This is a genomic window from Actinomadura rubrisoli (genome assembly GCF_004349215.1).
GTDB classification, from domain to species: domain Bacteria; phylum Actinomycetota; class Actinomycetes; order Streptosporangiales; family Streptosporangiaceae; genus Spirillospora; species Spirillospora rubrisoli.
On sequence record NZ_SMKU01000393.1, the window covers coordinates 1 to 7,945 of the forward strand.

Here is a 7,945-nt window from a genome sequence, read left to right on the forward strand (position 1 = left end):
GGTAGGAGGGGGTCGGGTTCCATGGCGCGGGTGAACTCGGTGGCCAGTTCCACCGCCATGGTCAGCTGCTGCGGGACGGTGAGGGCGGTCCCGTCCTGGAGTCGGCGCAGGCGCGGCTCGGCCACGGCGGAGAGCCGCCGGTAACGGTCGGCGATCTCGTCCTGCGGCCACAGGGTGCGGGCGAGTGCGGTGGGGGCGCGCTCGTCGCCCTGGCGCAGGTCGTTGGTGGTCAGGAAGGTGAGGTGGTGGAGAATACCGAGGCGGTGGGCGTGGTCTTGGACGTAGGGTTCCCAGGGGTTGGCGCTGACGTAGAGGCCGCCTTGGATGGGGGCGCCGCCGAGGCGGGTGAGCGCGGTGCGCAGTGTGTCGCGTGCGGTGCGGGTGCTTTCGGGTACGGCGAAGGCGACCAGGTGCCAGGCGCCGGCCCAGGGGGCGAGGCCGGCGTCCTGCCGGAAGGCGTGTGCGACGAATTCGACGTCGGGTCCAAGGGTGGCCTCAGTAGTCTTGGTGGATCGCAGTAGTGCTTTGCGGCCTCGGCCTTGCTGGGTGAAGCGTCCCTCGGCGACCAGCCGCTTGATGCACAGCCGTACCTGCTGGTCGGTCATGCCGAGTTGCGGGGCGGTGGCGTAGAGCTCGCCGGTGTCGACGGTGTGGTCGGTACGGATCAGCGCTTCGACGAGCATCCGGGTGGGGACCTGGACCGGCGGTACCGACGCGCTCGGTGAATCGTTCGTCGTCATGACGTGGCAGCCCTTTCGGATGCGGCGAGTGCGCGACGCATTGTGGTGACCGAGCCGAACCCCAGCAGGTCGCGCAGATAGGGCGTGTGCTCGGTGCGCACTGGACGGTAGCCATGCCGCTCGTACAGGGCCCTGGCACGGGGATTCACGTCGATCACGTCCAGTCTGATCTCGCGGCAGCCGTGCTCCGCCGCCAGGACGACCACCTCCTTCAGCAGAAGGCTGCCGACGCCCTTTCCCCGGGCCTCGGCGGATACGGCGAGACCGTCCATCACCAGTTGCCCGGGGGCGGGGGTGCGCGTGAAGAGGGCGAGCAGGGCCAATCGCCAGAGACCTGCGATCTTTCCGTAGGCGCGCAGGACGTCACCGGCCGTTCCGCCGACCAGGGTCCGCCCCGCGAGCTGATAGCCGGCGACGCCGATGAGCCGTCCGCCGCGCAGGGCGCAGATGGCCCGGTCGTGCTGAAGGTGGACGGCGATGAAGGGCACGGCCTTCTCCGGCGGGCCGAGCGCGGGGGCGAGCTTGCGTCCGAACGCCTCCCAGTAGAGACGCGCAGCCCGCTCCTCGGAGCCGGACGGCAGGCCGCGCCGCACTGTGACGGTCTCACTCGTGATCGAGTCGCTCATACCTCTAGTGTTACACAAGAACTATCGTTGTAGATACGATCGTTCAGAACACGTAACTGGAGGAGTGGCTGCCTTGGACCGCAAACGCGTCTTTCCCGGGGCACGTGGCGCGTCGTCCTCTGCGTCGCCCAGCAGGACGGCCTTCCTCGTCACCGCCCCCGGCGGATTGTGGTAAGGCAGCATAACTAGGACGCACGACCAGGTACTGGGTGCCTGGATCGCGCTCACGGCGACCGCTGCGACGACTGTCTCCGGCGTCGCACTGGCCGCCGTACGCAGCACCACGACTGCGGCATTGGGTCTCGCGCCGGGAGGCGCCATCATGGTCACAGCGGCGTCGCTCCTAGCACGAGCCCGAAGCCGCCGCCGCAAACCACTACAGCGATGCGACGAACTCCAGAGAGGCGCCGTCTAAGGTCTCATGGCAAGCCATCCAAGCCAGCGACCTGCACACCCGCGGCCCAAAGAGCCTTCTCATGGCACCGGTGCGCCAAGACAGCGAGAATTGGCTTCAGGGCAACAACATCGCGAAAGGGGAACCCTGTGCTCGGCGGGCATCAGCGGGCGTCTACAGGAGGTGGGGGCCGACCCTCCGATAGGCAGCCGAAGAGTTCTCTGGCCGTTTCCTTCCTGAAGATGCTGGCGTCCCTCCCTTTCGCCCTGCTGGGTGTCCTCATGGTGGGCTGGGGCTGGTCCATGCTCGGCGACGCCTCGGTTCTTTCCGAGAGCGGACGGTCCACCACGGGGGTGGTGGTCTCCAGGGAACTGGTCAGAGCGGGCATGGGCACGACCCCGAAGATCGACGTCAGCTTCACGGCCTTCGACGGAACCCGGCATGTGGTGCGGTACACGGGCGATGAGCGGGTGGGCGCCCACATCAAGGTTCTCTACGATCCAGCCAACCCGGATAGATCCAGTATAGAAACGACCAGGTCACAAAGGGGCCTCGCGGTCTTCATCATCGTCTGCGGCGTGATCTTCGCGGTGGGAACGCCGTGCTTGTTCGCCTGGGGCGCCGTGGCGGAAGCCCGACTTCGCAGAAGCAGCGGCACGTCCCGCTGAAATCGGTGAAGCAGCCAGATTCCCCCATTGCCGGACAACCGCCGACCTCCACCGGGGCCGACCCGCCCCGTTCCTGGAGGCGATCACCGAGAGAACCGGCCCCCAGATGGACGACGTGGGGCAATGCGCCTGGGCGCGCGGCTCCCGCACACGCCGGGAACGGATCCGTCACACATCAACCGGACCGGCGTACCAGGGCAGGGTTCAGCGCGGAGGGCTCGGGTGTTGGGGGCGGCTTCTCTTAGCGGCGACGTGGGCAGAGGCAGAACGGGTGGCCGGCAGGGTCGGTCATGACGCGCCACCGTTCCGGGTTCGGTTGGAAGTCCGGCTTCGCACCGCCCAGTTCCAGTACGGCGCGCTCGGCCTCGTCCAGGTCGTCGACGTCGAAGTCCAGGTGGAACTGCTGGGGCCGGTCGCCTTGCGGCCAGGTCGGCGGCCGGTAGCCGGGAACGCGCAGGAAGATGATCTGTGGCCCACCCGGCAGCACGATCGCGGACGCCTCCGGGTTGTCATGGGTCATCTCCCCGCCCGTCAGCGCGGAGTAGAAGGCGGCGAGCGCCGGTGGCTCGGTGCAGTCGAGACTGACGGCGGACAACTCCGCGATAGCGGACGGCATGGGCCGGCTCCTTTGAAGCTTGGGGTTGACCGGTACAGACTGCCAGTGCGCGTATGCGACCTCCGACCCGTCCTCCCAGAACGCCGCACCGCAGCGAATTTCGGGAGTGAAGACACCGTCTGGCGCTCGTGCGATCGGCGGCGCCCCCGCCGCCCGCAGGCAGTCAAGCTTTCCCTGGCCGACAAGGCTCCGACACGACCGACGTGGCAGGACTCCGGCACACTACGGCAGCCCTTCCAGGTTGGGGCGGACGCTCTCGGGGCCCGGCCGACCAAGGGTGTTCTCTCAGATGCCGGTGCCGTGGGCCAGGGTGGAAGATAGGCGCTCGGCGCGCAGCCGTTCAAGTCGATAAGCGCCACCGGGTTGAGGACCGGTTGGTAGTGCGTGGGTCGTGTATACGAGCGTTCCGTCTCGGACTGTCCCAGAATTGGCAACAAGATTTGCCATGGCCAAGCCGACGGGTGCACGCTCCTCGCCATGAGCTCACACAGCGATTCCGGGCACGGACACACCGACATCGACTGGGAGGTCATGGCTGCCCAGTTGGAGACCAGCGGCGAACTGCAGCTCCCGGTCCTCCGCCAGACGGCGGCACGCCTGCGGGAGTTGATCGGCCCGGAGAAGGACGTCCGGCGCATCCTCGACATCGGCAGCGGGCCGGGCGTGATGACCTGCGTGTTCGCGGAGGTCTTCCCGGACGCCGAGACGGTGGCCGTGGACGGCACACCCGGGTTGCTGGACCGCGCCTTGGCCCGCGCCGAGCGCCTTGGCCTCGGCGGCAGGGTGGTCGGCAGGCACGCAGAGCTGCCCGAGGGCCTGGACGGCGGCGAGCACGCGGGAGGCGGCATCGGCACGGCCGATCTGGTCTGGAGCAGCAAGGCCGTGCACCACCTCGGCGATCAGCAAGGGGCGCTGAACCTGCTCGCCGGTGTGCTGAGGCCCGGCGGGCTACTCGCCGTAGCGGAGGGCGGCCTGCCGATGCGGTTCCTTCCGCGCGACATCGGCATCGGCAAACCGGGACTCCAGGCGCGGCTCGACGTCGTCCAGGAGCACTGGTTCGAAAACATGCGAGCCGAGCTGCCCGGCAGCGCCACCGTGGTCGAGGACTGGTCCGCGATGCTCAGCCGCGCCGGGCTCATCGGCGTCGGCAGCTTCGCCTCCCTCCTCGACCTGCCGGCGCCTCTGGACGAGACGGGCCGCTCCTTCCTGCACGCCTTTCTGGCCCGGCTGCAAGAGACGGCGAGCCAATCGCTGGACGTGGAGGACCGCAAGACGCTCGACATGCTGCTCGATCCCGAGGCACCTGAGGGCATCCTGCGGCGGCCGGACGCGTTCGTCCTCTCCGCCACGACAGTCTTCACGGGCATTCGCCCGGCTCGGTGACCGCACCGGACATGCCCGCCGTCACCTGATGACCGGGCTCCGAGGCATGGAGGACCGGGGCGTTGGTGCCGGTCGAGTCGTCGATGAAGAACGCCAACGCCAGGCACCGGTTGACGCGGTCATTGAGGCGATCGGCGCTGGCATCGGGGGAGTAGGGCCACGCTCCCGGACATGCTCGTGTCTCCGGAGTACCGCGCGTCGGACGTGCAGAGCAAGGCCCTCGATGTCCGGGAGAACGACGCGGCGCGCCGGACGCCCGTTCGCACGGCATCCACATCAAACCTGATGGGCCGCCGCTTCTTCCAACCCTCCGGACCGGTCACTCACCCGAACCGCAGAGCGGCTGTTCCGTGACGGCCGGGAGGGTGTCCGCCCGGGCACGGCCAGGCCGCCTCAGACACAGCCCGACTGAGCCAAGTTATTCCTTGACGCGAATATTCGCTGTGGTGAATAATCGTGGGCATGGACGCACTCCTCGCCGCACTGGCCGACCCGGCCCGATGGCGGCTCGTGACACTGTTGGCCGAGCGGCCGCGCTCGGTCGGCGTCCTCGCCCAGCTCGCCGGAGCGCGCCAGCCGCAGACGACCAAGCATCTGCAGACATTGGAACGCGCCGGCGTCGTCACCTCGCAGCGCACCGGCCAGCGCCGCATCTACGCGCTCCGGTCCGCTCCCTTGCGGGACCTTGCGGCGGTGCTCAGCCGGCTCGCCGACACAGCGGACGAGGTCAGTGGCGCGCGCGAGACTTACGACCGCTACGGGCTCAGCCTGGACGCAGAGCGACTCGCCGCGCAGGAGGCCGGGTGGGCCGACGGCCGCTCCTTCAGGTTCCTCCGGTCACTGGCGGGAGACCCCGAGCTGGTCTGGCGCCATCTCACCGATACCTCCCTGCTCGCCCGCTGGTGGACGCCCGACGACCTGCGCGTCTCCGAGCTCGTCTTCGAGGCGCGACCGGGCGGACGGGTCGTCCTGGAGTACCGCGATGCCGAGGACGCCGACGGCTCCGACCGGGTCGCCGGGCGCGCAGAGGGCGTCGTCAATGATGTACGCCCTGGTGAGCGCCTCGCCTACCGGTCCTCCCCGGTGCTTCCCGACGGCAGCCTCGCCTTCACGACTCACGTCGACCTCGCCCTCCGGCCCACGGACACCGGCACCGATCTTGACGTTCACGTCCGGATCACCGATAGCACTGTCGACTCCGCCGACTTCATCGCAGGCATCGAGATCGGCTTCGGCCAGAGCCTGGACAAGCTCGCGGCGACCCTCGCCGCAGACCCGCACGACACCGATACAAGGAGCACGCAATGACCGCCTCGACCGGCCGCAACGTGACCGCGAACCTGAGCCTCACCCTCGACGGGCGCTACAACGGCCCCGGCGGACCCGGTGATTTCGGCGCATTCGCCCCGTATGTGACCAGCGATGTCGCCCGAGACCACATGACCCGCATGTGGGACGGCGCGACGACGGCGCTGCTCGGCCGCATCAACGCCGAGGGATTCATGGGCTACTGGCCGTCGGTCGCCGGGGACGAGAACGCCGACCCACGTGACCGCGCCTACGCCAAGTGGCTGGTCGACGCGGAAAAGGTCGTCCTCTCCACCACCTTGACCGAAGCGCCGTGGGAACGCACCCGCGTGGTGAACGCCCCTGCGGCGGACGTCGTCACCGACCTCAAGGCCGCTGGTGAAGGCGACATCCTCGTCAACAGCAGCGCCAGCGTCATCAAGCCGCTCCTGGCCGCGGACCTGCTCGACCGGCTCTATCTCATGATCTTTCCCGAAATCGCCGGAGGTGGACAGCGACTGTTCGACGACGGCCTGCCCGCTACCAAGTGGACGCTCACCCATCAGGAGACCGGCGCGCTGGGCGAAATGGCCATGGTCTACGACCGAGCCCGCTGAGCCAGCCGATCAGCGAGGCAGCCCCAGCTCGAAACCCCGATGGCTGCGTCGCGGCGGCTGCGCCGAGCCTGCCGTGGCACAACCTTGGACGGGACCGCTGGGGCCCCACTCGCTGGAATCCTGGACGAACTCGTCGGCGAGCCTGCGCGGCCCGGCGGCCAACGCCGCCGATGGGCCGAGCGCATCGACCACCGCCATGACCGTCCCTGCAAGCCGGCGGCCGCCCCGACGGCCATGTCTGCCCCGTTCGCCTACGTCGTGTCAGGCAGTGGTTTCGGCCGGATGGCTGGTTTCGGCGCGGCGTTTGCGCGGGGTGGCGGTGCGGGACGGCTGGGCGCGCATGTGGTCGCGGACGCGGGTCATGATGAGCCCGGCCTTCTCCAGCGGGCCGGCCTGGTAGGTCGAGCCGCTGCGGCTGTAGACGACCGCCGTCGGCCAGCTCGGTCATGGTCAGCGAACCGTACGCGTGGTAAAGGCGCCAAGAGCTGGAACTGCACATATTTGATGCCTCCCTCAGCCTGTAGCTGCTGTTCGACCTGGTACCGCAGCAGGCTGACGGCTTCCGTGAGCGACGTCCTGGTCCACGAGGACACTGACCGGGTGCCGGGCAGGTGGTGGCCAGCACCTCGTTCAACCCGGTGGACGCCGCGATCCGAGCCGGGTTCCTGCGGGACGTGTTCCCGCTGACCTTCCCGCACGTTCCGAATGTCGACCTTCCCGGCGTCATCGCCGAGGTCGGCGACGGGTTGACCGGCCGTGGACGGCCGGGAACGCGGTGGTGGCGTTCTAGCCGATGACGGGGCCTGGCGCGTCCGCCGAATACGTCACCGCGCCCGCCGAGACGCCGGCGACCTGAAGATCGAGGTCGCGCAGCGGCGGCCACTGACCGACCTGGCCGCCGTCCACGACAAGGCCGCCGGACGTCCGGCCTGACCCTCCGACGCGACGACTTCGAGATCACCAAGGGGGAGCCCGCCGAGGCCGCCGCACTGCGTGGCAACCTGATCGTCGGACCATCCCGCTGAACGACCTCATTTCGCCGTCCGTCCAACTCAGCCATCCGGCCGATCGCCACCGCCGTCGCGCGCGCAACACCGTGCGGGACGGCGCCATCCCTAAGGAATCGTCATGAGCCTGCCGCTGCTGTTCGGCGCCAACATCGACCCCATCTGGAAGGACGCCGAGGCGCCGTTGCGCCAAGCCCTGGCCGCCGAGAATCTGGGCCTGGACCTGATCACCATCCAGGACCACCCCTATCAGGCTGCCTTCCACGACACCTGGACCCTGCTGACCTACCTGGCCGCCCGCACCGAACGCATCACCTTCGTCCCCACCGTCGCCAGCCTCCCGCTACGCCCGCCCGCCATGCTGGCCAAGTCCGCCGCCAGCCTGCACCTGCTCACCGGCGGACGCCTCCAGCTCGGCCTGGGCGCCGGCGCGTTCTGGGACGCCATCGTCGCCATGGGCGGCCCGCGCCGCACTCCCGGGCAAGCCGTCGACGCCCTCACCGAAGCCATCGACGTCATCCGTGCCATGTGGAGCGGCGAGCGCGCTGTCCGCACCAACGGCACCACCTACCGGCTCGCCGGCGTCCACCCCGGCCCGGCCCCCGGC

General features: G+C 69.2%; 10 protein-coding genes. 6 read left to right on the plus strand and 4 right to left on the minus strand.

The window, feature by feature from the left end; translation table 11 throughout:
• Positions 1-740 (minus strand): transcriptional regulator (locus E1298_RS40635; RefSeq protein ID WP_131902714.1); only part of this gene is annotated, 740 nt, incomplete at its 3' end.
• Positions 737-1,366 carry a GNAT family N-acetyltransferase gene (locus tag E1298_RS40640; protein WP_131902715.1) on the minus strand — a complete coding sequence of 210 codons (630 nt, stop codon included), beginning with the start codon at positions 1,364-1,366 and terminating at the stop codon, positions 737-739. The genes E1298_RS40635 and E1298_RS40640, both read right to left, overlap by 4 nt.
• A 636-nt stretch (positions 1,367-2,002) precedes the next feature.
• On the opposite strand from E1298_RS40640, the gene E1298_RS48830 reads away from it, so the two are divergent.
• Complete coding sequence (locus tag E1298_RS48830; protein WP_165975899.1) at positions 2,003-2,428, plus strand: DUF3592 domain-containing protein; 426 nt, start codon at positions 2,003-2,005, stop codon at positions 2,426-2,428.
• A 241-nt stretch (positions 2,429-2,669) separates the two neighbouring features.
• Here E1298_RS48830 and E1298_RS40650 read toward each other — a convergent pair whose 3' ends face one another.
• The gene (locus E1298_RS40650; RefSeq protein WP_131902717.1) at positions 2,670-3,044 is read right to left on the minus strand and encodes a VOC family protein; all 375 of its coding nucleotides are present in this window, start codon (positions 3,042-3,044) and stop codon (positions 2,670-2,672) included.
• Between the two features lie 477 nt (positions 3,045-3,521).
• Here E1298_RS40650 and E1298_RS40655 point away from each other — a divergent pair, with 477 nt between their 5' ends.
• The 3 genes from E1298_RS40655 (at position 3,522) to E1298_RS40665 (ending at position 6,331) form a co-directional block, all read left to right on the plus strand.
• Positions 3,522-4,427: a class I SAM-dependent methyltransferase gene (locus E1298_RS40655; RefSeq protein ID WP_131902718.1), complete on the plus strand. Its 906-nt coding sequence runs from the start codon at positions 3,522-3,524 to the stop codon at positions 4,425-4,427.
• Positions 4,428-4,889: 462 nt separating this feature from the next.
• The gene (locus E1298_RS40660) at positions 4,890-5,735 is read left to right on the plus strand and encodes a metalloregulator ArsR/SmtB family transcription factor (protein ID WP_131902719.1); all 846 of its coding nucleotides are present in this window, start codon (positions 4,890-4,892) and stop codon (positions 5,733-5,735) included.
• Positions 5,732-6,331 carry a dihydrofolate reductase family protein gene (locus E1298_RS40665; protein WP_131902720.1) on the plus strand — a complete coding sequence of 200 codons (600 nt, stop codon included), beginning with the start codon at positions 5,732-5,734 and terminating at the stop codon, positions 6,329-6,331. Before E1298_RS40660 ends, E1298_RS40665 begins: the two co-directional genes overlap by 4 nt.
• Before the next feature lie 9 nt (positions 6,332-6,340).
• Here the strand turns inward: E1298_RS40665 and E1298_RS40670 are convergent, their stop codons facing one another.
• On the minus strand, positions 6,341-6,529 hold the full coding sequence (locus E1298_RS40670) for a hypothetical protein (RefSeq protein WP_131902721.1): 189 nt from the start codon (positions 6,527-6,529) through the stop codon (positions 6,341-6,343).
• A gap of 558 nt (positions 6,530-7,087) precedes the next feature.
• Here E1298_RS40670 and E1298_RS48835 point away from each other — a divergent pair.
• Positions 7,088-7,264, plus strand: coding sequence for a hypothetical protein (locus tag E1298_RS48835; RefSeq protein WP_165975900.1), 177 nt, complete (start codon positions 7,088-7,090; stop codon positions 7,262-7,264).
• 195 nt (positions 7,265-7,459) lie between these two features.
• Positions 7,460-7,945 (plus strand): LLM class flavin-dependent oxidoreductase (locus tag E1298_RS40680; RefSeq protein ID WP_131902722.1); only part of this gene is annotated, 486 nt, incomplete at its 3' end.